Origin of the sequence: Verrucosispora sp. WMMD573 (assembly GCF_027497175.1) — a bacterium.
In the GTDB taxonomy this organism is placed as follows: Bacteria; Actinomycetota; Actinomycetes; order Mycobacteriales; family Micromonosporaceae; genus Micromonospora.
Window position 1 is genome coordinate 2,983,536 of sequence record NZ_CP114901.1, and the last position, 24,644, is coordinate 3,008,179.

Here is a 24,644-nt window from a genome sequence, read left to right on the forward strand (position 1 = left end):
GAGCCTCAACCGCAGCATGCGGCGTGTGGTGGCCGGTTAGGAAGTCCCCTTTCGTGCCAATCTGCCGAGCTGTCGGCGTGTCGCCGCCGCCACTCCGGCGTTGGCCGTGTGGCCGGCCGTTCACCGGCTCCGACCTGCCCAGACCGTCGCGTGGAAGATGCACGTGACGGCTCAGGTCGGGTCACCGGGCTGGCAGACGGGGCACCAGTAGGTGACCCGGTCGCCCAGTTCCTCCTTGCGAATGGCGGTGCCGCAGCGCCGGCACGGCTGTGCCCGTCGCCCGTACACGTAGCTGGTCCGGCCGCGCCCGAGCGAGCCGGTGGTGCTCTGCGTCCAGCGACCCCGGTTCGCGGCCAGCAGCTTCTGCGCCAGCGTCACCAGGCCGAGGGGGTCGGGCACCTCCCGCACGGGGGTGCGGGGGTGCACGCCGCGGAGGAACAGCACCTCGCACTTGTAGAGGTTGCCGACGCCGGCCAGGATCCGTTGGTCGAGCAGGGCCATGCCGACCGGGGTGTCCGGGTGGGCGGTGAGCCGACGGGCGGCCTCGGCCGGGTTCCAGTCCGAGCCGAGCAGGTCGGGGCCCAGGTGACCGACGAGGCGTTCCTCGTCGGTGGTGGGCACCAGCGCCACCTCGTGCAGGTGGTAGCCGACGGCGGTCGCGACCGGGGCGCGGAGCACCACCCGGATCAGGTGCGCCGGGCGGGCGGTCCACCGCGCCCCGGGGGCGTAGGCCCGCCAGGTGCCGTCCATCCGCAGGTGCGAGTGCAGCGTCCAGCGCGATTCGCCGGTGCCGGCGGGGGCTTCCAGCCGGAGCAGCAGGTGTTTGCCCCGACTCGCGCTGTCGCGTACCGACCAGCCGGCAAGGTCGGTGGTGGCGAGCGACGGCACCCGGAAGTCGCTGCCGGTCAGCCGGGCCCCGGCCAGGGCGCGTTCCAGGACGCGGGCGGTGTTCCAGACGGTGTCACCTTCGGGCACGGCCCCATTCTCCCTCACCCGAAGGCAATTCACATGTATCGCCATTTGTATGGCGCTTCTGTTCGATCTACGGATATAGGCACTATCGGGGAGTTCTGAGGAGAATGCCGATGAATCATCCCCGCAGTTCCGTCCTGGGCGTCGTCCTGGCCACCGTCCTCGCCGTCACCCTCCATCCTCACTCCGCCTCCTCGGCCGGCCGCGCCGACCGGTGGACCGCTGACCTGTCGGTCGTCGACGCCGACGACGTGAACGTGCGACATGGCCGAACTGGCCTGCGACTGGCCGACGCCCGGCCCCCGGGTGTGCCGGCCCGGCGCAGCGCGGTCGCCGAAGGCATGCTGGTGACCGCACCCCGTACCCTCAGTCGCCCGGCCACCCGGATCCGCGCCCAGGTCACCACCGCCAGCCGGCCCGGTGCCACCGCGACCGTCCAGGTCCGCGGTTGGCGCACGGCCGGCTGGACCGAGTGGCGCGACGCCGCGCCGTCGGCCGTCTTCGACCGGCCCGTCCGTCGGGTGCAGGCCCGGGTGGTGCTGACCGGCAGCCCTTCCGGTGCCAGCACCGAGGTCCGCGCCGTCCGGCTCACCGCCGACACCGTCGCCGCCGTCACCGCCGCCACCCCCGGCCTGACCTACCGGGTGTACGCGACCCGGATCGGGCTGGTCGGCGAGTTGACCGCCAACGGGCACACGGTCCGCACCCGGGACCATTTCGTCGCATTGCCCTCCCGCCGGGGGCTGTCTCCGCGCAACACCGGCGACTACACCGTGCGGGTCTGCACCACCACCGGCAGCCGCTGCGAGTACGCCCCGGTCTGGGACGTCGGGCCGTGGAACACCCGGGACGACTACTGGAACCTCAGTTCGGTACGGGAGAACTGGAAGGCGCTGCCGCAGGGTAGACCGCAGGCGCAGGCCGCCTACCAGGACGGCTACAACGGCGGGCGGGACCAGTTCGGCCGGGTGGTGCTCAACCCGGCCGGCATCGACCTCGCCGACGGAACGTTCTGGGACGGGTTGCAACTGTCCACGAACGCCTGGGTCGACGTGGCGTACCTGTGGACCGGCACCGGCCCCCGAGGGGTGGTCGGTGACGGGCCGCTGACCGTGCGGTCTGGTCCCAGCACCGGCTACCAGTCCCGGGGCCTGGCCGCCCAGTACGCCAACGTGCCGATCCAGTGTTACGTGATCGGGCAGACTATCGCCGGTCCGTACCGGACGACCAACCGGTGGAACCGCCTGGCCAGCGGGCAGTTCGTCAGCCACGCGTACATCTCGACGGTCTGGGGTGGGTCGGTGCCGCTCTGCTGAGACCGGCACCAGAGCCGGGTCGGCGTCCTCCCAGGCCGGCCCGGCTCGCCGCGTCAGCGGGTGCTGTTGGCTGCCGGTGCTGGCCGGCTCAGGGCAACTCCTCCGGTCTCGGAGGGCGCACCAACTCCTGGTACCGGGGGTGGCAGGCGCCGTAGACGGCGAAGTTGAGGCGGGCGTGCGACAGGCTCAGGTCCCCGTTCGCCCCGCCGCGTACGACGTCCGCGTCGGCGTCGCCCTGACCGTCATCTGTCCAGAAACAGACCGGGCAGGTGCCGCCGCCGGTCCGGTACGCGCAGCAGGGACAAGCGGCGGGAACCCAGCGATCATCCACCTTGACAGCTTTCCACAGTAGACGCTTCATCCGTGTTGTCCGGGAGCGTCCCCCACGACGCCGTAACCCCGGACCCGCAGCAGCGTACCCGGGACCACCGCGAGCAGTTCGGCGGCGTGTCCACCGTTGACGGAAAGTGCAACCCGGCCGGCGGAGTCGGCGTGCGCCACCAGGGCGCCGACCGGGACGTCGCCGAACGTACGTCCGTGCACCACGTCCCGTTCCCACCTGCCGACACCCGTCGGGCCGTCCTCGGCGGCCGGGTCGTGCGCCGGCTCGCCGGTCGCCGGGTCTACCCGCACCCGCGCCGGCAGCGGGTCCAGCAGCTCGGCCGGGGCGGCCAACTGGACGTTGCCGAAATGGTCCACCGTCACCACCTCGGCCACGAACCCGTCCGGCAGTCGGCGGACCAGCGGTTCGGGTAGCCGCACCAGCGTCGCCGGCTCGACCGGCGGGCCGGCCTCGGCCAGCGGGGCGCCGAGAGCCAGGTGGGCCGCGACCGGGGCGAAGACGTCGCGCCCGTGGAAGGTGGCCGACACCCGGGGCGCCAACCAGCGCGGATTGGTCAGCTCCACCGCCTCGGTAACCCCGCCGAGCGCCTCGGCGGCGTCGAGCAGCAGGCCGTTGTCGGGTCCCACCAGCAGACCACCGGGTGTGCCCAGCGCGACACCCCGGCGGTTCGTACCGACACCGGGGTCGACCACCGCCACGTGCACCCCCGGCGGCAGCTGCGGCACGGTCTGGGCCAGCACCGCCGCGCCCCGCCGGATGTCACCCGGCGGCACCAGGTGGGTCACGTCGATGACCCGCAGCGCTGGCGCGACGCGGGCGATCACTCCGTGGCAGACCGCCACGAAGCCGTCGGCGAGGCCGTAGTCGGTGGTCAGCGAGAGGGCCTCGGCCGGTGGCTGGGACTTGCGGGCAGCGCTGCTGGTCACGGCACCGGATCGTACGCCGGTGTCCGCCGCTACACGACGGATGGCACCGTTGCGGAAGCCGTGACTCCGGCGTTTCCTGATGCCGGATTGCCGACAGCGTGGCTGACCGACCGGCCACTGCCGGTGGCGATCCTGGTTGGACAGACTGCGGGGGTGAGTCACCGGATGCTGCCAACCGTCGTTCTGCTCATGGTCACCATCGCCCTCGCCGGATGCGGGGCCGATCAGGACCCGCCCGCCGCCGCACCGACAGTCGGCAACCCATCGGCGGATCCGACCCCACCGGCCGGCCCGGACGCCGCCACTCCGTCGACCGGCGCGGCGAGCCCGACCGCCCCGGGCAGTGCCGTGCCGCCGCCGTCGACCCCACCGGCGACCACCGGGCCGAAGCCCGACGGCACCACCGAGCGGCGCCCGCCGAGCCCGCCTCCGGTCGAGCTACCGCCGCGGCAGGCCGGCGAGCCGACCGGCCGGGAGGTCGTGGCGGCGTTCCGGGCGGCCGGGCTCAAGGCGGCCAACGTCCGGGACCGCTCCGTCGACTGTGGGCCGGACGGGCTGGGGTTGGGCTGCTCGGAGCTGGTCGTGACCGACAACGTGGCCGTCTACGTCTTCCCGGACGAGAGCAGCGCCGGTGACCTGGCCGAGCGGTGGAGCGGCGCCGCCTACCGCAACGGCACCGTGGTACTCAACTACCTTGAGGCACCGACCCCGCCCGCCGACCGCCCCCGCTACGAGAAGGTCCTCGACAAACTCCGCTGAAGCCGCTCTACGTACGCAGCCGGAGGCCGCGGGGGGTGGTGCGGAAGCCGGCGGCGGTCAGGGCGTCGCGCAGCGGCGACGAGCGTACGGACTCGCCGTCGGCGCGTTCCACCGAGATCGGGCCCAGCGCGCCGGAGTGGACGGCGTCGGCCAGGGCCTTGCCGGCCGCGGCCAGCGCGTCGACGTCGTCGGTGAAGGAGAGCAGCGTCCGCCCACCCCGCTCCACGTAGAGCGCCAACCCGCCCTCGACCAGCACGACAAGCGCCCCGGCCTTGCGACCCGCCCGGTGCCCGGTGGCCGGCGGTGAGGTCGCGTCACCGGAGTCGACGGCACGCTCGGGCCAGGGCAGCGCCGCGCCGTACGGGTTCGCCGGATCGGTGGCCGCCAGCACCACGGTGGCCCCGCCCCGCCGGCCGCCGTCGAGCGGATCGGCGCCGGCGCGGATCCGGTCCACCGCGCCGGGCACCGCGAACTGCGCTGCGCCCAGCCCGTCGACGAAGTAGCCGCGCCGCGCCGCGCCGCGCTCCTCGAGCGCGGACAGCACCGGGTAGACGGCGGCGAACCCTCCCACCACCTGCTCGGCCACGACCGCGCCCCGGGTCAGCACACCGTGCCGTTCGAGCAGGACATCGGCGAGGGCGGCGGCGCGGCGGGTCGGGTCGGTGTCCCGCGCCGGCAACCGCGACCAGCGCCCGGCCACCGTGGGCGGCCCACCACGACTCGGCAGCGCCGCCCGTCCCGGGCGGCGGTAACGACCCCGGGCCGCGGTCGGGCGGGCGCGGTGCGCGCCACCCGCGCCCAGGACCGCCCGCAACGGTGCCAGGGTGTCGTTGGTGAGGTGACCGGCCCAGACCAGGTCCCAGATGACCGCGGTCAGCTCGACATCGTCGGTGGCACCGACCCGGTCGGCCAGGGGCCGGAAGAACAGCGCCTGCCCGTCGTCGAGGGCGGCCAGCACCGCCTCGTGCAGGGGCGTACGCGTGGCCGTGTCATCCGGCGGCGGAAGCAGCAGCGGAGCCGAGTCGGCGTACGCCAGGCTGACCCAGCCGTCCCCACCGGAGATCGCGCCCGCGCCGGCCCACAGCACCTCGCCGCTGGCGCACAGCTCGTCGAGCTGGGCGGGAGAGTAGTCGGCGACCCGGGCGGGGAGTACCAGCCGTTCCAGCGCCGACGCGGGCACCGAGGCACCCTGCAACTGCTCGACCGTCGCGGCCACCGCCTCGACCCCGCGAGCCGAGGAGCCCACCTGCTGCCAGCGGGGCAGGAAGGTGGCCAGGGCCTGCGGTGGTACCGGCTCGATCTCGCGGCGCAGCGCGGCGAGGGAACGGCGGCGCAGCAGGCGCAGCACCTCGGCGTCGCACCACTGGGTGCCGGCCGTGTCCGGAGTGAACTCGCCGGACACCACCCGGCCGGTGGCGGCCAGCCGGCGCAGCGTCTGCTCGACCACGAAGACCCCCAACCCGAACCGGGCCGCGCAGCCGGCGGCGGTGAACGGGGTGTGGGTGCGGGCGTACCGGGCCACCAGGTCGCCGAGCGGGTCGGCGACCGGTTCGAGATATGCCTCGGCGACACCGACCGGCAGGGCGACGCCGAGGGCGTCCCGCAGCCGGCCGGCATCCTCGACGCCGACCCAGCGTTCCTGACCGGCGATGCGGACCCGCAGCACCCGCCGGGCGGCGGCCAGGTCGGTCAGCCACGCCTCGGGCACCCCGCGTTCGGCCAGCTCAGCCATGCTCAGGTCGCCGAGCTGCCGCAGCAGCTCGACCACGTCCTCGGTGTCGCGGGCGCGGCGCTGCGCGGTGAGCCAGCGCAACTGCCGCTCGGTTTCGGAGAGCACCGCCGGATCGAGCAGCTCGCGCAGGTCGACCCGGCCGAGCAGCTCACCCAGCAGGGCCGAATCCAGCGTGAGGGCGGCGGCTCGGCGTTCCGCCAGCGGGGCGTCGCCCTCGTAGAGGAAGGCGCCGACGTAGCCGAAGAGCAGCGAGCGGGCGAACGGGGACGGCCGGGCGCTCTCCACCTCGACCAGGCGTACCCGGCGGCCGGCCAGGTCGCGCATGACCTCGGTCAGGGCGGGCAGATCGAAGACGTCCTGGAGGCACTCCCGCGCCGCCTCCAGGGTGACCGGGAAGTCGGCGTACTCCCGGGCCACGTCGAGCAGTTGGGCGGCGCGCTGTCGTTGCTGCCAGAGCGGCTGGCGGCGGCGTGGATCCCGGCGGGGCAGCAGCAGCGACCTAGCGGCGCACTCGCGGAACCGGGCGGCGAACAGTGTCGAGGTGCCGACCGACTCCTCCACCAGCTGGGCGATCTCCTCCGGATCGAAGGCCACCACGTCGGCGCCGGGCGGAGTGTCGGCGGTGTCCGGCAACCGGACCACGATCCCGTCGTCGGCGGGCATCACCTGCGCGTCGACCCCGTAGCGCTCGGCGAGCCGGCGGCCGATGGCCAACGCCCAGGGTGCGTTGACCCGGGCGCCCAGGACGCTGTGCACGGCCAGCCGCCAGTCACCCAGCTCGTCGCGGAAGCGTTCGACGACGATCGTCCGGTCGTCCGGCAGGGCCCGGGTCGCCACCCGCTGCTCGTGCAGGTAGGTGACCAGGTTCCCGGCGGCCCAGTCGTCCAGCCCGGTGTCCCGCAGTGCGGCCGTGGCCTGCTCGGTGTCCTGCCGAAGCAGGGCCCGCACCCGGGCACCTATCGCCCGGCCCAGTTCCACCGGCCGGCCCGGCTGGTCGCCCTTCCAGAAAGGCATCTTCGCCGCCTGCCCGGGAGCGGGGGAGACCAGCACCCGGTCCGGCGTGATCTCCTCGATCCGCCAGGACGAGGAACCGAGCAGGAAGACGTCACCGACGCGGGACTCGTAGACCATCTCCTCGTCCAGCTCGCCGACCCGGGCGGCCCGTTCCGCCCCGGCCAGGAAGACGCCGAACAACCCCCGGTCGGGGATGGTGCCGCCGCTGGTCACCGCGAGCCGTTGAGCGCCGGGACGGCCGGTCAGCACGTCGGTGGCGCGATCCCAGACCAGTCGGGGGCGAAGCTCGGCGAAGGCGGTCGACGGGTAGCGGCCGGAGAGCATGTCCAGTACGGCGTGCAGCGCGGAGTCGGGCAGCTCGGCGAAGGGCGCGGCCCGACGGACGACGGTCGCCAGGTCGCCGATCCGCCATTCGTCCAGTGCCACCATCGCGACGACCTGCTGGGCCAGCACGTCCAGCGGATTGCGGGGATGGTGCAACTCCTCGATGGCGGCCTCGCCCATCCGCTCGGCGACCACGGCGCAGGAGAGCAGGTCGCCCCGGTGCTTGGGCAGGACCACCCCCCGCGACACCGCGCCGACCTGGTGTCCGGCCCGGCCGACTCGTTGCAGGCCGGCGGCCACGCTCGGCGGCGCCTCGATCTGCACGACCAGGTCGACCGCGCCCATGTCGATGCCGAGTTCGAGGCTGGAGGTGGCCACCACGGCCGGCAGCCGGCCCGCCTTGAGCGCCTCCTCGATCTGCCGGCGTTCCTCCCGGGAGACGCTGCCGTGGTGCGCCCGGGCGATCACCGGCGGGGCACCGGAAACCGCGCCGGCCTGGGCCATCATCTCGGCCGGCGTCCGGGCGGCCGGGCCGGCGACGGGTGACGTCGCCGTGGCCGTGTCGTCGGCGGCCAGTTCGTTGAGCCGGGCGCAGAGACGTTCGGCACCGCGTCGGGAGTTGGTGAAGACGATCGTCGATCGGTGGGCCCTGATCAGGGCGAAGACCCGTTCCTCGACGGCTGGCCAGATGGACGCCGTGCGGGGGCCGGCGAGGTCGTCCTCCGGCGTCGGCTGCTCGTCGAGGCGGGTCATGTCCTCCACCGGCACCTGGACACTGACCTCGATTGTCTTGGCGGTCGCCGGGGCCACCACCTCGACCGGGCGGGCGCCGCCGAGGAAGCGGGCGCACTCGTCCAGCGGCCGGACGGTGGCAGAGAGCCCGATGCGCTGTGCCGGGGCGGGCAGCAACTCGTCGAGCCGCTCCAGGGAGAGCGCCAGGTGAGCACCGCGTTTGGTGCCGGCGACCGCGTGCACCTCGTCGACTATCACGGTCTCCACACCACGCAGCGAGTCCCGTGCGGCCGAGGTGAGCAGCAGGAACAGCGACTCCGGCGTGGTGATCAGGATGTCCGGCGGGGTACGGGCGAAGGCCCGCCGCTCGTCGGCCGGCGTGTCACCGGTGCGCATTCCGACAGTGATGTCCGGCGGGGGTAGGGCGAGCCGGCTGGCGGCCTGCCGGATGCCGGTGAGCGGGGCACGGAGATTGCGTTCGACGTCGACCGCGAGCGCCTTGAGTGGACTGACGTAGAGCACCCGGCAGCGCTGTCGAGGATCCGCCGGTGCCGTCGCGCGGGACAGCCGATCGAGTGACCACAGGAACGCGGCGAGGGTCTTGCCGGAGCCGGTGGGTGCGACAACCAGGGCGTGCCGGCCGGCGGCGACAGCGTTCCAGGCGCCAGCCTGCGCCGCCGTGGGCGCGGCGAACGCCGCGCCGAACCACTCCCGGGTCGCCGGGCCGAACCGGGAGAGCACCTGCTCGCCGGAGGCCGTGCTGGAATCCGCCACGAACCAATCCTGCCCCCGGGTACCGACATTCGTCCGGCGCGTACCCGGTGCCGTATGCCCTGTTAGGGCGCTTAAAGTTACTTGCGCCTAGAATCCGTTAAGTCTTACTTAACTGCTTGCTCTTGCCAGGCAACATAAAGTAACTTCACCCGCGGTGTGGCGGGCGGTGGAGGGGGTCGGATGGCCGTCGAGGAGCGGAGCACGAGGCCCGGCACCGACATCCTGATCCGCAAGGTCGACAGCCATGTCACCGCCCTGCGTGCCGGGCTGCACGGCCCAGAGCTCGAACTGGCCGAGCAGCTCGCCAGTTGCCTGCGCGAGCTGGTCGTCTCCACCGCGCAGGCCAGCGCGGCCGACCGTGCCCAGGTGCGGGCCGCCGTGCACTATTTCGTCCTGCGTCGCGAGAGCCGTGGCCGGTTGTTGTCCGTCCGGTCCCTGGCCGCCGCGCAGCGACTGGTCAACCGGGCCGCGTTCCAGCTGGGCCGGCCGGACCTGGTCGTCGAGGGCCGCCCTGGACGCGGCGGCGGAAGCGCCGCGACGGATGCCGCCACGCACAGCTGATTCGGCCCTTCCCGGTAGTTCGTCGCATTGACGGCGAAAGTGTGCTTATTTCGGGAAAAGCATCCAAGGCGCGCTGAACTGTCGTCTGATCGCTGCTAGACCCCCAACCCCCGTGGGGCGTCTCGGCCACCTCGACCGGGAGCGCGCGTGCTCGTACTGCTGATCCTGCACCTCGTGGCGGCCGTCGTGGGGCCGCTGCTGGTCCGCCGGTGGGGTCCGCGTGCCTGTTACCTGCTGGCGTTGGTGCCGGCGGCCGCCTTCGGCTGGGCGTTGGTACGCACGCCCGACGTGGCACACGGCCGCGCGGTGGTCGAGACGTACCCGTGGATTCCGGAACTGGGGTTGGACCTGGCGCTGCGGATGACCACCCTGTCCTGGCTGATGACCCTGCTGGTCGGGGGGGTAGGCGCGCTGGTGCTCGCCTACTGCGCCTGCTACCTCCCGCCGGACGCGCTTGGCAACTCGCGGTTCGCCGGGGTGATGGTCGCCTTCGCCGGGGCGATGCTCGGGCTGGTCCTCGCCGACGATCTGCTGCTGCTCTACGTCTGCTGGGAGCTCACCACCGTCTTCTCGTACCTGCTGATCGGCCACAGCACGGAGCGGAGGTCGAGCCGCTGGGCCGCTGCCCAGGCGCTGACCGTTACCACCTTCGGCGGCCTCGCCATGCTTGTCGGGTTCCTGATGCTCGGTCACCACGCGGGCACCTACCGCTGGTCGGAGTTGACCCAGCAGCCGCTGCCCGGCGGGGCGTACCTGGTCGTCGCGGTACTGCTGATCCTGGTCGGTGCGCTGTCGAAGTCGGCGGTGCTGCCGTTCACCTCGTGGCTGCCCGGGGCGATGGCCGCACCGACGCCGGTCAGCGCGTACCTGCACGCGGCGGCGATGGTGAAGGCCGGCGTCTACCTGCTCGGCCTGCTCACCCCGGTGCTGGCCGTGGTCGGCCCGTGGCGCCCGGCGGTGCTGCTCGCTGGCCTGGCCACCATGCTGGTGGGCGGTTGGGCGGCGCTGCGGCAGACCGACCTCAAGCTGCTGCTGGCACACGGCACGGTGAGCCAGCTCGGGTTGTTGACGGTGGTCGTCGGGGTGGGCACCGCGGACGCCGCGCTCGCCGGAGTCGCCATGCTGCTCGCCCACGCGCTGTTCAAGGCGGCGCTGTTCCTCGTGGTCGGCGTGATCGACCACGGTGCCGGAACTCGGGACCTCCGCGAGTTGTCGGGACTGCGGCACACCGCGCCGGTACTGACCGGGGTGGCCGTGCTCGCCGCCGCCTCGATGGCCGGACTGCCACCGCTGCTCGGCTTCGTGGCCAAGGAGGCCGTGTTCGCCGCCTTCGCCGAGCAGCCGCTGGTCCTGGCGGTGCTCGTGGTCGGCACCGTGCTCACCGTCGCGTACAGCATCAGGTTCATCTGGGGCGCGTTCGCCGACCGCCCCGGCGTCGCCGCCACCGACCTGGGTCGGATCGAGCCGTCGTTGCTGGCTCCACCGGCCCTGCTGGCCGTCGTCGGACTTGTCGCCGGCCCGGCCGCGGGAGCATTGGATCACCTGCTCCGCCCGTACCCGGAACTCTTCGGCAGCGTCGGGAAACACCTGGCCCTGTGGCACGGGTTCACCCCGGCGCTCGGTCTGTCCGCGCTGGCCCTGGCGGGTGGTACGGCGCTGTTCGCGCTGCGCGGTCCGCTGGCGCCGGCGCTGGCCCGGCTGCGGTGGCCGATCGCCGGCCAACGGGGGTACGAGTTGATCACCCACCGCTTCGACCAGGCCGCGGTGGGCGTCACAAGCGTCACCCAGCGGGGGTCGCTGCCGCAGTACCTCGGTCTGATCCTGATCGTCCTGGCCGCGGTGCCGGGCGGATCGGTGATCCTCATCCGGCCGTGGGAGCAGCCCCTGGACCTGTGGGCCACCCCCGCGCAGCCGGTGGTGCTGCTGGTGGTGTGCGTCGCCGCGCTGCTCGCCGTGGGCGCCACCCGGCGGCTGACCGCGATGCTGCTGGTCGGCATGACCGGTTACGGCACGGCCATGCTGTTCGTGCTCTACGGCGCGCCCGACCTGGCGCTGACCCAGTTCCTCGTGGAGACCATGACCATCGCGATCTTCGTGCTGGTGCTGCGCCGACTGCCCGAGCGGTTCTCGATGCGGCCGCTGCGGCGCAGTCGCCTGATCCGGCGGACGATCGGGGTGATCGTCGGTACCACCGTGGCCGCGCTCGCCGTCGGAGCCGCGGCGGCCCGGCAGGCACGTTCCATCTCGGAGGACTTTCCGCAGTTGGCGGTGGAGGAGGGGTACGGCCGCAACGTGGTGAACGTGACCCTGGTGGACATCCGCGCCTGGGACACGCTGGGGGAGGCGGCGGTGCTGGTGGCCGCGGCTACCGGCGTGGCAAGCCTGATCTTCCACCAGTCGCGCACCGGGCCGCGTCCCCGGCGGCGGGAGGTCGCCGAGGAAGAGGCGCCCGCAGGTCGGGCGGTCTGGCTGCGCGGCGGGGCCACGCTGCACGAGCGGCAACGCTCGATCGTGCTGGAGGTGGTCACCCGACTGATCTCGCACACCGCCGTGCTGTTCTCGCTCTACCTGCTCTTCTCCGGGCACAACGCGCCCGGTGGCGGCTTCGCCGGAGGTCTGGTGGCCAGCCTCGCGCTGACCATGCGGTACCTCGCCGGTGGCCGCTACGAGCTGGTCGAGGCGGCGCCGATCGGCGCCGGCACGGTGCTCGGTGCCGGCCTGCTGCTCTCGGTCGGCAGCGGGGTGGTCTCCCTGATCGTCGGCGGCACCGTGCTGGGGAGCACCACCGTCGACCTCTGGCTGCCGTTGATCGGCCACTTCTACCTGGTCACCTCCCTCTTCTTCGACGTCGGTGTGTACCTGGTGGTGATCGGTCTGGCGCTGGACGTGATGCGCAGCCTCGGCGCGGAGGTGGACCGGCACATCGAGGCAGCCGATGGCGGGCTGGCCGGCCGGCGAGGGGAGGCCCGGTGAGGGCCGCCGGAGCGAACCTGGTCTCCTTCGTCACGATCGGGATACTCGTCGGCTGCGGCGTGACCCTGCTGCTGGAGCGCAGCCTGAGCCGAGTCCTGCTCGGCGTCATCCTGATCGGCAACGGCGTGAACCTGTTGATCGTCTTCGGCGGCCGATCCGGGGAGGCGCCGGTGGTCGGGGTCAGCGACGAGGCGTCGATGAGCGACGCCCTGCCCCAGGCCATGGTGCTCACCGCCATCGTGATCACCTTCGGCTTCACCGCCTTCCTGTTGGCGATCAGCTATCGCAGCTGGTACCTCAGCGGCGACGACGAGGTGCCCGACGACGTCGAGGACCGGGAGATCGTCCGTCGGACCGCCCAACGGGAGATGTCCGCCGCCGACCTCGCCGGCGAGCCGCCGACGGCCGACCCTCAGCAGGTCGACGCGCCGGCCCCACCCCGCGAGGAGGGCCCGGGATGAGCCGGTACGCGCCGGCCGGGTCGGGCCGGTGGTGGCGATGAGCACACTCGTGCCGCTGCCGGTGGTGCTACCGCTGCTGGGGGCCGCGCTGACCCTGCTGCTGGCGGGCCGGCCGCAAACCCAGCGGACGGTAAGCGTGGGGTGCCTGAGCATCAGCCTGACGGTGGCGGTGGTGCTGCTGGTGCAGGCGTACCGGCAGGGACCGCTGGTGGTGCAGATCGGCGGCTGGCCGGCACCCGTGGGCATCGTGCTGGTCGCCGACCAACTGGCGGCGCTGATGCTTGTGGTCTCCTCGGCGGTGACCCTCTGCGTGCTGCTGTACTCGATCGGGCAGGGCCAGGCGGAGACGGCGGAGAGTGCCCCGGTGGCGATCTTCCACCCCACCTATCTGGTGCTGACCGCCGGGGTGTGCAACGCGTTCCTCGCCGGTGACCTGTTCAACCTCTTCGTCGGCTTCGAGATGCTGCTCGCCGCCAGCTTCGTCCTGATCACCCTCAACGGCACGGCGCTGCGCATCCGCACCGGCTCCACCTACGTCGTCGTCAACATCCTGGCGTCGATGATCTTCCTGATCTCGGTGGGCCTGGTCTACGCGGCCACCGGCACCCTCAACCTGGCTCAGCTCGCCGCGCGGCTGGACGCGCTACCGGACGGCGTACGCCTGAGCCTGCAACTGATGCTCCTGGTGGCCTTCGGCATCAAGGCGGCGGTCTTCCCGCTGTCGGCCTGGCTGCCGGACAGCTACCCGACGGCACCGGCCCCGGTCACTGCGGTCTTCGCCGGGCTGCTCACCAAGGTCGGCGTCTACGCGATCATCCGTACCCAGACCCTGCTCTTCCCGGGGCAGCAGGCCGGGGAGCTGCTGATGGTGGCGGCCGGGCTGACCATGCTGGTCGGCATCCTCGGCGCGGTGGCCCAGTCGGACATCAAGCGGCTGCTGTCGTTCACGCTGGTCAGCCACATCGGCTACATGATCTTCGGGGTGGGGCTGAGCACGGTCGCCGGGCTGGTCGGTGCCATCTTCTACGTGGTCCACCACATCACCATCCAGACCACCCTGTTCCTGGTCTCGGGACTGGTCGAGCAACGGGCCGGCAGCACCGACCTGCGCCGCCTCGGCGGGCTGGCCCGGCTGGCACCCATGGTCGGCGTGCTCTTCTTCGTCTCCGCGATGAATCTGGCCGGCATCCCACCGTTCTCCGGTTTCCTGGGCAAACTCGGCCTGCTCCAGGCCGGTGTCGCCGCGGGCGGGCCGCTGCCCTGGACGCTGGTGGCCGTGGGCACCGTGACCAGCCTGCTCACCCTCTATGTGGCCAGCCGGGTATGGAACATCGCCTTCTGGCGCTCACCCTGCGAGACGGTCGCGCCGACCGCACCGCTGCCCGCGCTGATGGTCGGCGCCACGGTCGCGCTGGTGACACTCGGGGTGGCGCTCACCTTCGTGGCGGGACCCTTGTTCGAGTTCACCGGGCGGGCGGCGGAGGATCTGATCGAGCGCACCCCGTACGTGCGCGCGGTCCTGCCCGGCGGGGCGTCATGACCGCGCCCGGCGCCGAGCCGCCCGCGTCGCCGGACCGGCGGACCCGGACGGGCCGGTGGCGTGACCAGCTGATGGCCTACGGCTGGCTGGTGCTGGCCTGGAACCTGTTCTGGGGGGAGTTCACCTGGGGCAACCTGCTGGGCGGGCTGCTGACCGCCGGTGTGGTGCTGCTGTTCTTTCCGCTGCCGCCGGTGACCTTCGACGGCCGGCTGCGGCCATGGGGTCTGCTGGTGTTCGGCGGCCGGTTCGTCGTCGAGTTGGTCCGGGCCAGCGCACACGTCGCCCGGATCGCGGTGCAACCCGGCTACACGCCCCGTTCCGCCATCATCGGCGCACGGCTGCGGCTGCCCAGCGATCTCAACCTGGCCCTCACCGCCGAGGTGCTCTCCCTGGTGCCCGGCACGTTGATCGTGGAGGTGGACCGGGACGCCGGAATCCTCTACGTGCACGTGCTCGACGTACGCGGCCCCGCCGCCCTCGCCGCCAGCCGTGACCAGGTCCGGGCCGTGGAACGGCGGATCATCGCGGCGATCGGCTCGAACGCAGAGTTGCGCCGGCTGCGCTCCGGATCCGTAGACAAGGAGTTCCCGTGACCGTCTTTCTCGCCGTCGTGCTCACCAGCCTGCTGTCGGTGACCGCCCTGCTGGCCCTCGTCCGCCTCTACCGGGGCCCGACCCTGCTGGACCGGGTCGTCGCCGCCGACATGCTGCTCGCCACCATGGTCGGTGCCGTCGGCGCGGAGGCGGCGGTCAACCGGCACGCCACCACCCTGCCGGTGCTGGTGGTGCTCGCCCTGCTCGGCTTCGTCGGATCGGTGTCGCTGGTCCGTTTCGCCGTCCGGGACCGGCCGTGACACCCGGTGCCGTCGCGGACTGGCTGGCTGTCGTCAGCCTGACCGCCGGTGCGCTGCTGAGCCTGGCCGCCGCCATCGGGGTGCTGCGCTTTCCGGACACGCTGAGTCGTATGCACGCGGCCACCAAGCCGCAGGTGCTCGGCGTGCTGCTCCTGCTGCTGGGGGTGGGTCTCCGGCTGCGCAGCCCGGCCGATCTGGGCATGATCGTTCTCGTCGGGATCTTTCAACTGGCCACCGCTCCGGTTGCCGCGCAGATGATCGGTCGGGCCGCGTACCGGGCGGGACGGGTGGACCGGAACCTGCTCGACGCCGACGAGCTGGCCGACCGCTGAGCCAGCCCACCCCGGCCGGCAGAAACAGTGGGCACACCCACCCGGGCCGGGCCGCGACGCCGGTAGAATGGCTGCATGATCGACTCCTCTGCCCAGGAGGGCAGCAGTAGCCAGCCGGGTAGGCCCCGGCATCCCCACGCACCGACGACCCCGGGAGCCCTGAAACTCCCGTGTTGATCTTCGTCGGACTTCTTCTGATCGTTGTCTTGACCGTCGCGACGGGGTACTTCGTCGCGCAGGAGTTCGGCTACGTCGCGGTCGACCGCGGCAAGCTGAAGCAAGCCGCCGCCGAGGGTGACCAGGCGTCCGCCCGGGCCCTTGAGGTCGCCGGGCGGCTGTCGTTCATGCTCTCCGGCGCGCAGCTCGGCATCACCGTCACCGCCCTGCTGGTCGGTTACGTCGCCGAGCCCTACCTCGGTGCCGGCCTGGCCGAGCTGCTCGGCGTGGCCGGCGTCTCCACCGGCGTCAGCCTGCCGTTGTCGGTCGCGCTGGCCCTGGTCATCGCCACCGTGGTGCAGATGGTCGTGGGCGAGCTGGCCCCGAAGAACCTGGCCATCGCCCGACCCGAGCCGGTCGCCCGGGCGCTGGCCCGCTCAACCCTGGTCTACCTGGCCATCGCCGGCCCGCTGATCAAGCTCTTCGACAAGTCTGCGGTGCGGCTGCTGCGCCGGGTCGGCATCGAGCCGATCGAGGAGCTGCCCAGCGGCGCCACCCCGGAGGACCTGGAACAGATCATCGCCGAGTCCCGGCTGGAGGGGCACCTTGACGCCGACATGTCGGAGCTGCTGGACCGAGGGCTCGACTTTCGGCAGTTGACCGCCGGTGAGGCGATGGTGCCCCGGGTCGACGTACACACCGTGCGCGCGCACGAGCCGGTCAGCCGGGTGGTCGAGCTGCTCGACACCGGCCGCTCCCGCTTCCCGGTGCGCGGCGCGGAAGGGGTCGACGACCTGGTCGGCGTGATCGGCATCGCCGATGTGCTCCAGGTACCGCCGGCCGAGCGCGCCACCACCCCGGTCAGCGCGGTGGCCGTACCGCCGCTGCTGGTGCCCGAGACGCTGCCGCTGCCCACCGTGCTGGACCGGCTCCGGTCCGGGCACCGCCAGCTCGCCTGCGTGGTCGACGAGTACGGCGGCTTCGCGGGCGTCATCACGCTGGAGGACATCGCCGAGGAACTGGTCGGCCCGATCCGCGACGAGGACGACCCGCCGGAGCGGGCCCCGGCGCGGCAGGAGGACGGCTCCTGGGTGGTACCCGCCCGCTGGCGTATCGACGAGGTCGCCGACAGCACCGGCATCGCCCTGCCCGAGGGCCCCGAGTACGACACCATCTCCGGGTTGGTCATGCGGGAGCTGGGCCGGGTGCCTGAGGTCGGTGACCGACTGGAGATCAGCCTGCCGGCCGACGGCGACAACGGGCAGGTGCCACCGCGCGCCCTGGTCGAGGTGCTCGCGGTCGACCGGCACGTGGCCGACTCGGTCCGCCTCCAGGTCAGCGACGGGCCTGCGGAGGTGACGGCATGAGCACCGGTTTCGCGCTGATCATCTCGGTGGTCCTGCTGGCGCTCAACGGCTTCTTCGTCGCCGCCGAGTTCGCCCTGGTGGCGAGCAAGCGGTACCGCCTGGAACAGGCGGCCGCCAGCGGCACCCGAGCCGCCCGGGCCGCCCTCGACGGCGTACGCGAGCTGTCCCTGATGCTGGCCGGTGCGCAGCTCGGCATCACCCTGTGCACGCTGGGCCTCGGCGCGCTGGCCGAGCCGGCGATCGAGCGGTTGCTCAGTCCGCTGCTGCACGCCGTCGGTCTGCCCTACGGCGCCAGCCACGTGATCGCGCTGATCTTCGCGCTGAGCCTGGTCACCTTCCTGCACCTGGTGGTCGGCGAGATGGCACCGAAGTCCTGGGCGATCACCCACCCGGAACGCTCCGCGTTGCTGCTGGCCCTGCCGTTCCGGGCCTTCGCCCGGGTGGCCCGCCCGGTGCTGTCGGTGCTCAACGCGGTGGCCAACGCCATGCTGCGGCTGGTGAAGGTGAACCCGCAGGACCAGTTGGCCCAGGTGCACGGCCCCGACGAGCTGCGGATGCTGTTGGAACAGTCCCGGGAACACGGGCTGCTCGGCGCCGCCCAGCACGAGCTGCTCACCAGCATGCTGGAGTTGCAGGGCACGACGGTCGCCCAGGTGATGGAGCCGTTCGACCGGATGGTGACCGTGCGCCGGGACGATTCGGCGGGCCACATCGAGCAGGTCAGCCGGGACAGCGGCCGGTCACGGCTGGCGGTGCTGGACGCCGCCGGTGACGTCTGCGGTCTGGTGCACGTACGGGAGGCGGTGCGGGCCACCGCCGGCCGACCCGACGCCACCGCGGCCGACCTGATGAACGAGGCCATCACGCTGCCCGACAACGCCACGGTTACCGAGGCGGTAGCCGTGATGCGGGCCCGCCAGTCGCAGCTCGCCCTGGTCCGCAACGGCGGTGGTCCCACCCGGCCGGTCGGCTTCGTCGCTCTGGAGGACCTGCTGGAGGAGGTCATCGGGGAGTTCGACGACGAGACCGATCCGATCCCGCGCTCGGTACGCCGGCTGAGATAGGAGCCACGGGTGCGGCTGACGGGGGTGTCACCGGAATCGGGCGGAACCGGCCTGACGGTGCAGACCGCGCTGGCCAATCCGAGCACCCGCCCCGGCCTGCGCCTGCCGGGGCGGGTGAACCTGATCGCCGGTTCCGTCGACGTACCGGTCCTGCACGTCCGGCTCGGCCTGGTCAGCACGGTCGAGCCGGACGACCCGGAGGCTCCCCGCCGGCTGGTGCAGTTCCACCACGCCCAGGTGGCCGGCGCCCTGGTGCTGCGGGCCGGGCGGGCCCGGTCGATCCCCTTCGAGTTCCCGATCCCGTGGGAGACGCCGGTGACCACGCTGGGCGGGGTGCCGCTGCTCAGCCTGCGGATGGGACTGCGTACCGAGGTGGCGATCGACACCACCCTGGACCAGGGCGCGATGGTGCCGGTCTTCGTCCACCCGCTGCCGACCCAGCAGCACATCCTGGCCGCCCTGGACACGCTTGGTTTCAACGTCCGCCAGTCCGGCCTGCTCGACGGCCGGTTGCCCGGCGTGGAGCAGGCTCTGCCGCTGCACCAGCGGTGGGGTTTCTGGGTCGGTCCGCTGTACGCCGGGCCGATCACCGAACTGGAGGTGATCTTCGTGGCCAACTCCGCCGGCCTGGAGGTGATCCTCTGGTGTGACCGGCGGCTGGCGTTGGCCGGGATCACCCACACCAGCATCAGCCGGTTCCGGATCTGGCACGCCGACGCCGACCAGCGGGACTGGGTGAGCACCGTGGACGCCTGGCTGCGCGAGACCATCAACCGGCACGCCGCCGCGGCGGCCCATGCCGACTGGTCGGCCAGCATCACCGAGTCGGCCCACGTCAGCCGCCCACCGGTCCGGCCACCACCCTCCAGCCCGAGGCCCGGTGGCGACGCGGGAGGCGCCGGTGTCGGTGGCGGCGAGGGCGGTGGCGGTGGCGGTGGTGGCGGCATCTGACGCCGTCCGCACGGCCGCCTGATGCCGTTCGCGGCGGCACCGCAACGGCACAGCTGCCGGGAGCGCTTCCCGTGTGTCTTGTCAGCCCTGGGCGAGCTTGAGGCCGAAGCCGAGGAAGAGAGCGCCCACGGCGCTTGTCGCGCCGACCGCCAGCCGGCGGCGCCGGCTGAACTGGGCAGCCAGGAACGTGCCCGCGAAGATCAGCGCGGTCAGGTAGAGCGCGCTGGTCACCTGGGCGATCAGCCCGAGCAACAGGAACGACAGCGCCGGCCAGGGATAGGTCGGGTCGACGAACTGGATGAAGAACGAGACGAAGAACAGGATCGCCTTCGGGTTGAGCAGGCTGATCACCAGCGCCTTACGGAACGGACTGCGCGTCGCCGCCGGCTCCGCGGCGTCGATCAGCCGCGGGGTGGCCGGGTCGTTGCGGTCCCGCCAGCGCCGCCACGCGCCGCGCAGCATGGTCAACCCCACATAGCCCAGGTACGCGGCGCCCGCGTACTTGATCACGAGGAAGACCGGAGGGTACGCCTTGAGCAGCGAGGCCACTCCGGCGGCGGAGAGGAACATGAGGATCGCGTCACCGACCCAGACGCCGCTCGCCGCCCGATAGCCGACGCCGACGCCGCGCCGTGCGGCGGTGGAGAGGACGAACAGCGAGTTGGGGCCGGGCAGCAGCACGATGGCCACGGTGCCCAGCACGTACGTCCAGAGGTCGGTGATTCCCAGCACGCCCGACATCATCGGGCCGACACCGGTCGTGGGCGAAGCCTTTCCCGCAGGCTGACCTGTGCTTTCGGCCACTCGTCGACGGTCATCGAATACTGCACGGTGTCCCGCCACGAGCCGTCGGGCCGCAACCGGTGCATCCGCAGCACCCCCTCCCGGGTCGCCCCGAGCCGCTCGATGCCGCGCTGCGAACGCTCGTTGCGGATGTCGGTGTGCCAGACCACCCGCACCGCACCCAGCTCGTCGAAGGCGCGGGTGAGCAGCAGCAGTTTCGCCTCGGTGTTGATTCCGGTGCGCCACCACGGCCGGCCGAGCATGGTGTGCCCGATCGCCACCGACCGACGCTCCGGGTCGATCTCGTAGTAGGAGGTGGTGCCGACCACCGCGCCGGTGACCGCGCAGCGTTGCACCCAGGCGACCCGGTGACTGTCGGTGAGGGCCTCGATGATCATCTCACGTAGCTGTCCCGGCTCGGTCGGCAGCGGTCGGGTGAGGTGCTGCCAGACCTCGGCGTCGGCGGTGGCGGCGTACAACTCGTCGGTGTGCGCTAGGTCGAGCGGCTCCAGCAGAACGTGTGCGCCGCGCAGCGTCGCCGGCTCGTACCAGGGCGAGCGGTGCGGACGCAGGTACCCCGGCAACGGTGCGGTGACCCCGGCGGCCGGCTCCGGCAGGCCGGGGATCAGCCGCAGCGGCACCACCCCGGCCCAGTGCGCCAGGTCGAGATCGGACGGCTCGTCGCGTACCCCGCCGGTGCGGGTGCGTAGTGACACCTCAGTCAGCGGCAGCGCCAGCACTGCGGTCTCGGCAAGTTCCCGTCGGTTCGGCGGGCGACTGTCCGCCGCGCGGCCGGTGCCGACCTTCTCCACCAGGGCGGTCAGTACGTCGGCCCGCTCGCCCGGGTCGGTGACCAGGTGAGCGGTGCCGTGCGCGACGACCGACCGGTAGTTGGCGCTGTGGTGGAACTGGGAGCGGCCGTAGACCAGTCCGTCGAGGAGGGTGACCGCGACGCAGACCGGCAGGCCGGCGCGGGCGGCGAGCAGTGGCCGGCTGCCGGTGGAGCCGTGCAGGTAGAGCGTGTCGCCGATGCGTACGTGCAGCGTGGGCAGCACGCGGGGCTCACCGTCCGCGGTGAACCCGAGCACGCAGTGGTACGCCTCGTCGAGCACGGCGTGGGTGGCGGTGCGGTCGTAACTCATCCGGTCCCGGGAGCGGCTGGCGGTGGTGCGGGTGGTCTGCGGGTACATGCTTCCACCTTTGTTCTAGTACAATACTGTGTTTGTGTCAGCACGCTATCAGGTGACCGGTGTGACGGCCGTCGACATTTCGGCCAGCATCGAGTCCGGCATCCGCGACGCCGCCCTCGCACCCGGCGACCCACTGCCACCGGTCCGCACGCTCGCCGCCGACCTGGCCGTCAGCCCGGCCACCGTGTCCCGCGCCTACGCCGAACTGCGCCGTCGCGGGCTCGTCGTCACCGCCGGCCGGCATGGCACCCGGGTACGCCCCCGACCACCGGTCGCCGCCCGCCGAGCCGCGCTGCGCCCACCGCCCGCGCCCGGGCTGCGCGACCTGTCCCGAGGCGAACCCGACCGACGGCTGCTGCCGCCGCTGCGTCGACACCTGGCTGACCTGGCCGATGCCGTCGGCGACCCGGTCGGCTACCCCGACCTCGGCGTACTGCCCGAGATGACCGAGGTGGCCGGGACGCGGCTGGCCGCCGACGGGGTGCCGGCCCCCGGGCTGACCCTCACCGGCGGCGCGCTGGACGGCATCGAACGCCTGCTCGGCGCACACCTGCGGCACGGCGACGCGGTAGCCGTGGAGGACCCCGGCTGGACCGGCCTGCTCGACCTGCTGGCCGCGCTCGGGCTACGGCCGATCGGCATGCCCATCGACGACGACGGGCCGATCGTCGCCGGAGTCACCGCGGCACTGGCCGCCGGAGCGCGAGCGCTCATCCTCACCAGCCGGGCCCAGAACCCCACCGGCGCGGCGATCTCCGCCGACCGGGCCGGCGCCCTGCGCGCCCTACTCGCCGGCCGGGCCGACCTGCTATTGATCGAGGACGACCACGCCGCCGAGTTGGCTCGCGTACCGCTGCACCCGCTGGCCGGGGCGACCACCCACTGGGCCTTCCTCCGCTCGGTCAGCAAACCCTTCGGCCCCGACCTGCGCCTGGCGGTGCTGGCCGGCGACGAGACCACGGTGGCGCGGGTGGCCGGCCGGACCCGGGTCGGCACCGGTTGGGTCTCCACCGTGCTGCAACGGCTGGTGCTCTCACTCTGGGAGGATCCGGAGGTGACCGCCCTGGTCGACCGGGCCGCCGGGAGCTACGAACGACGACGCCACGCCCTGATCGCCGCCCTCGCCGACCGTGACCTGCCCGCCCACGGCCGCACCGGCATCAACGTCTGGGTGCCGGTGGACGACGAGACCAGCGCATTGACCGCCCTGCGCGACCACGGCTGGGCGGTCGCACCGGGCGCGCTCTACCGGATCGCCGGCCCGCCGGGGCTGCGCATCACCGTCAGCGACCTGAACGAGGAGGAGATCCCCGCGTTCGCCGACGCGGTCGCCCGTGCCGTCCGCCCCACCCCGTCACCGGGCTTCACCGCCTGACCCACCCCCGTACCCCCACACCACCCTCGGCCCCCGCACACGGCCGCCGCCAACGCCGCGACGCCGCCGACGGTGCACCCCACGCCGCCGCAAGGCCGGCGCCGCTGCCAGGCCGACGGTGCCACCCAACGCCGGCGCCGCTGCCAGGCCAGCGCCGCTGCCAGGCCAGCGCCGCTGCAACGCCGACGCCGCTGCAACCCAACACCGCCGCCGACGCTGCAACATCCCTGTTTTTGCAGCCTGAGGCGGGTTCGAAGCAGCAACATCCCTGATGTTGCAGCCTGAGGCGGGGCCCGGGGCCGGCGACGTCGCCGATGTTGTTGATGCGGCGTGGGTCTGCGGTAGGAGGTGGGCCTCAGCAGTTGTGGCGGCACAGCTTGCGGCATCTCGGGCTCTCCCGTCCAGCGGATACCCCAAGGTGCGGTATGTCGGGCCGGCACGGCCGGCATCCTGGGCCGGCGGACGGGGGTTGGCGTGCTGGGCTAGCCGGGGCCGGCGGCCTGGGCTGGCGGCCTGGGCTGGCGGCCTGGGCTGGCGGCCTGGGCTGGCCTGGGCTGGCGGACACGGGTCGGCGTGCTGGGTTGGCCTGGGTTGGCGGACACGGGTCGGCGTGCTGGGTTGGCCTGGGTTGGCGGACATGGGTTGGCGTGCTGGGTTGGCCTGGGTTGGCGGACATGGGTTGGCGTGCTGGGTTGGCCGACGTGGGTCGGCGTCCCGGCTGGCCTGGGCTGGCGGACGTGGGTTGGCGTCTTGGGCTGGGTGGGGCGGGTGGACCTGGGCTGCGGCCCCGGGGGTGCTCGATCCCGGACGCGGGAGGCGGAAGTTGATACCAACCCGCTCTTCTGCTCGCGTGGGCCGCGCCACAGCGGGTAGAACAGTCGCCATGGCCGACACCGACACCGCGCCCGGCGCACAGCGGTTCATTCCGCCACAGGCCGACACCCTCGACGACCTGCGGGCGGCCGCCACCGGCTGCCGAGGCTGCGAGCTGTACCGGGACGCGTCGCAGACCGTCTTCGGTCGGGGCGACGCCAGCGCCAGGGTGGTCTTCGTCGGCGAGCAGCCCGGCGACATGGAGGATCAGAAGGGGCTGCCCTTTGTGGGCCCCGCCGGCCGGCTGCTACGCAAGGCGGTCGACGACGCCAAGCTGGACCCGGCCCACATCTACCTCACCAACGCCGTCAAGCACTTCCGCTTCGAGCTACGCGGAAAACGCCGGATCCACCAGACCCCCGACCGGGTGCACATCACCGCCTGCCGGCCCTGGTTGGTCGCCGAGTTCGCCCAGCTGACCCCCGAGGTGATCGTGGTACTCGGAGCGACCGCCGCGAAAGCGCTGCTCGGCCCGACGTTCCGGGTCACCCGTCAGCGCGGCGAACTGCTGCCCTGGCCGGCCGCCGCCCAACACCCGCAGGACTTCCACCAGGTACCGGTCGACAACACCGGCCACACCGCCGACGCACCACCGGCCCAACTGCTGGCCACCATCCACCCGTCCGCCGTGCTCCGGGCCGACAACCAGGACGTGGCGTACGACGGACTGGTCGCCGACCTCACCGTCGTCTCCCGCGCGCTGACCGGCCGCCCCGGCTGCTGACCGTCCCCAGTGGAGATTGGCCGCGACGGACCGGGCTGGTCGTCGGCCGCCGCCGTCGGGTCCGCGGCCCGTCGCTGGACCCGGCCCAGGTCGCCTGGCTCGCTGCCGGCGGGGTAGAACCAGCAAATGGCAGGTGATCGGACCGGACCAGTGGCGTTCCGTCGCGTCCCGCCGATTCTGCGGCCGGTGGTGCTGTGGGCAGCCCTGACTCCGCTCGCCGTCGGGTTCCGGCTGCTGTTCCGCATTTGACGACTCCTGGACCGAGGCGGTGCCATGTTCGTCCTGTTCCAGTTGCCCGTCTGGCTCTGGTTGTCGGTCCAGCCACAGTCGCGCGCGAGGCAGCCGACGTGGTCCGGTGCCGGACCGGTGCCGGACGTGATCCGACGTCAGCACGAGCGTGCCCGGCGTCGCGCGGACGAGCGGGCCCTGGCCCGCGCCCTACGGGCCGGTGAACCACCCGAGAAGGAGCCTCTGCGTCGAACTGCCGGCGTACCTCCGCTGGCGCGTCCGGGGCGCGGTGCTCGCGCTCGTCGCGGGCCTGCCGCTGCT

General features: G+C 72.7%; 21 protein-coding genes. 15 read left to right on the forward strand and 6 right to left on the reverse strand.

Annotated features, from left to right (window positions below):
* Positions 1-171: 171 nt before the first annotated feature.
* Positions 172-975: a DNA-formamidopyrimidine glycosylase family protein gene (locus O7601_RS13745; RefSeq protein ID WP_281566529.1), complete on the reverse strand. Its 804-nt coding sequence runs from the start codon at positions 973-975 to the stop codon at positions 172-174.
* Between the two features lie 110 nt (positions 976-1,085).
* Between O7601_RS13745 and O7601_RS13750 the strand changes: the two genes are divergently transcribed.
* A complete protein-coding gene (locus tag O7601_RS13750; RefSeq protein ID WP_281566530.1) occupies positions 1,086-2,288 on the forward strand; it encodes a hypothetical protein in 1,203 nt (400 codons plus the stop codon).
* 88 nt (positions 2,289-2,376) lie between these two features.
* Here O7601_RS13750 and O7601_RS13755 read toward each other — a convergent pair whose 3' ends face one another.
* A complete protein-coding gene (locus O7601_RS13755; RefSeq protein ID WP_281566531.1) occupies positions 2,377-2,619 on the reverse strand; it encodes a CPCC family cysteine-rich protein in 243 nt (80 codons plus the stop codon).
* Positions 2,620-2,645: 26 nt separating this feature from the next.
* Complete coding sequence (locus O7601_RS13760) at positions 2,646-3,557, reverse strand: SAM-dependent chlorinase/fluorinase (RefSeq protein WP_281566532.1); 912 nt, start codon at positions 3,555-3,557, stop codon at positions 2,646-2,648.
* A 153-nt stretch (positions 3,558-3,710) separates the two neighbouring features.
* Between O7601_RS13760 and O7601_RS13765 the strand changes: the two genes are divergently transcribed.
* Positions 3,711-4,316 (forward strand): hypothetical protein, encoded by a 606-nt coding sequence (locus tag O7601_RS13765; protein ID WP_281566533.1) that lies wholly within the window; start codon positions 3,711-3,713, stop codon positions 4,314-4,316.
* Positions 4,317-4,323: 7 nt separating this feature from the next.
* Here the strand turns inward: O7601_RS13765 and O7601_RS13770 are convergent, their stop codons facing one another.
* On the reverse strand, positions 4,324-8,892 hold the full coding sequence (locus tag O7601_RS13770; RefSeq protein ID WP_281566534.1) for an ATP-dependent helicase: 4,569 nt from the start codon (positions 8,890-8,892) through the stop codon (positions 4,324-4,326).
* A 180-nt stretch (positions 8,893-9,072) separates the two neighbouring features.
* Here O7601_RS13770 and O7601_RS13775 point away from each other — a divergent pair, with 180 nt between their 5' ends.
* The 10 genes from O7601_RS13775 (at position 9,073) to O7601_RS13820 (ending at position 19,150) form a co-directional block, all read left to right on the forward strand.
* Entirely contained in the window at positions 9,073-9,453 is a 381-nt protein-coding gene (locus tag O7601_RS13775; protein WP_281566535.1) for a hypothetical protein, read from the forward strand.
* Positions 9,454-9,600: 147 nt separating this feature from the next.
* Positions 9,601-12,426 (forward strand): Na+/H+ antiporter subunit A, encoded by a 2,826-nt coding sequence (locus tag O7601_RS13780; RefSeq protein WP_281566536.1) that lies wholly within the window; start codon positions 9,601-9,603, stop codon positions 12,424-12,426.
* Positions 12,423-12,887 carry a Na(+)/H(+) antiporter subunit C gene (locus O7601_RS13785; RefSeq protein WP_281566537.1) on the forward strand — a complete coding sequence of 155 codons (465 nt, stop codon included), beginning with the start codon at positions 12,423-12,425 and terminating at the stop codon, positions 12,885-12,887. The genes O7601_RS13780 and O7601_RS13785 overlap by 4 nt, the downstream gene beginning before the upstream one ends.
* A 37-nt stretch (positions 12,888-12,924) precedes the next feature.
* Entirely contained in the window at positions 12,925-14,427 is a 1,503-nt protein-coding gene (locus tag O7601_RS13790; RefSeq protein WP_281566538.1) for a Na+/H+ antiporter subunit D, read from the forward strand.
* Positions 14,424-15,020 carry a Na+/H+ antiporter subunit E gene (locus O7601_RS13795; RefSeq protein ID WP_281566539.1) on the forward strand — a complete coding sequence of 199 codons (597 nt, stop codon included), beginning with the start codon at positions 14,424-14,426 and terminating at the stop codon, positions 15,018-15,020. The genes O7601_RS13790 and O7601_RS13795 overlap by 4 nt, the downstream gene beginning before the upstream one ends.
* A complete protein-coding gene (locus O7601_RS13800; RefSeq protein ID WP_281566540.1) occupies positions 15,017-15,280 on the forward strand; it encodes a monovalent cation/H+ antiporter complex subunit F in 264 nt (87 codons plus the stop codon). The genes O7601_RS13795 and O7601_RS13800 overlap by 4 nt, the downstream gene beginning before the upstream one ends.
* A complete protein-coding gene (gene mnhG, locus O7601_RS13805) occupies positions 15,277-15,612 on the forward strand; it encodes a monovalent cation/H(+) antiporter subunit G (RefSeq protein ID WP_281566541.1) in 336 nt (111 codons plus the stop codon). Before O7601_RS13800 ends, mnhG begins: the two co-directional genes overlap by 4 nt.
* Before the next feature lie 170 nt (positions 15,613-15,782).
* Entirely contained in the window at positions 15,783-17,135 is a 1,353-nt protein-coding gene (locus O7601_RS13810) for a hemolysin family protein (RefSeq protein ID WP_281566542.1), read from the forward strand.
* Positions 17,132-18,199 (forward strand): hemolysin family protein, encoded by a 1,068-nt coding sequence (locus O7601_RS13815; RefSeq protein ID WP_281566543.1) that lies wholly within the window; start codon positions 17,132-17,134, stop codon positions 18,197-18,199. Before O7601_RS13810 ends, O7601_RS13815 begins: the two co-directional genes overlap by 4 nt.
* Before the next feature lie 9 nt (positions 18,200-18,208).
* Entirely contained in the window at positions 18,209-19,150 is a 942-nt protein-coding gene (locus tag O7601_RS13820) for a sporulation protein (RefSeq protein WP_281566544.1), read from the forward strand.
* A gap of 81 nt (positions 19,151-19,231) precedes the next feature.
* On the opposite strand, the gene leuE is transcribed toward O7601_RS13820, so the two are convergent.
* Both leuE and O7601_RS13830 read right to left on the reverse strand, forming a co-directional pair.
* On the reverse strand, positions 19,232-19,894 hold the full coding sequence (gene leuE, locus O7601_RS13825) for a leucine efflux protein LeuE (protein WP_281566545.1): 663 nt from the start codon (positions 19,892-19,894) through the stop codon (positions 19,232-19,234).
* Positions 19,891-21,123 carry a bifunctional pyridoxamine 5'-phosphate oxidase family protein/GNAT family N-acetyltransferase gene (locus tag O7601_RS13830; protein ID WP_281566546.1) on the reverse strand — a complete coding sequence of 411 codons (1,233 nt, stop codon included), beginning with the start codon at positions 21,121-21,123 and terminating at the stop codon, positions 19,891-19,893. Before O7601_RS13830 ends, leuE begins: the two co-directional genes overlap by 4 nt.
* A 34-nt stretch (positions 21,124-21,157) precedes the next feature.
* Here O7601_RS13830 and O7601_RS13835 point away from each other — a divergent pair, with 34 nt between their 5' ends.
* From O7601_RS13835 to O7601_RS13845, 3 genes are all read left to right on the forward strand, one after another.
* The gene (locus O7601_RS13835; protein ID WP_281566547.1) at positions 21,158-22,498 is read left to right on the forward strand and encodes an aminotransferase class I/II-fold pyridoxal phosphate-dependent enzyme; all 1,341 of its coding nucleotides are present in this window, start codon (positions 21,158-21,160) and stop codon (positions 22,496-22,498) included.
* Between the two features lie 883 nt (positions 22,499-23,381).
* Positions 23,382-24,095 (forward strand): UdgX family uracil-DNA binding protein, encoded by a 714-nt coding sequence (locus tag O7601_RS13840; protein ID WP_281566548.1) that lies wholly within the window; start codon positions 23,382-23,384, stop codon positions 24,093-24,095.
* A gap of 126 nt (positions 24,096-24,221) precedes the next feature.
* A complete protein-coding gene (locus tag O7601_RS13845; RefSeq protein WP_281566549.1) occupies positions 24,222-24,344 on the forward strand; it encodes a hypothetical protein in 123 nt (40 codons plus the stop codon).
* Positions 24,345-24,644: the final 300 nt, after the last annotated feature.